Raw genomic sequence first — 244 nt, forward strand, 5'->3', positions numbered from 1 at the left:
GTCTATCACCTTTCATTTGGCAAAAAGTTCTAGAATTTTTGCGAAACTTCCCGAAAGTTATTTCTCCGAAAAAACCATAAAATCTTATGCCTTTTTCAGAAAATTATTTGAACCGAATAATCCTAAACTTTGGCAATATTTCAAAGTGCAAAATCCTACATATTTGAAATGGAGCATCAATAAAATCCTAGAATGGAAACATGAAGAAGATCCAAACGTTATCCAGATTTTAGCAGATAAAGAC

1 protein-coding gene is annotated in these 244 nt (G+C 31.6%); it reads left to right on the plus strand.

Annotated elements, in window-relative coordinates; genetic code table 11:
* Nucleotides 1-244: hypothetical protein (locus tag MTCD1_RS22040; RefSeq protein WP_235013419.1), on the plus strand; the 244-nt coding region annotated here is incomplete at both ends.

Source organism: Colwellia marinimaniae, assembly GCF_002207865.1.
Classification (GTDB): Bacteria; Pseudomonadota; Gammaproteobacteria; order Enterobacterales; family Alteromonadaceae; genus Colwellia; species Colwellia marinimaniae.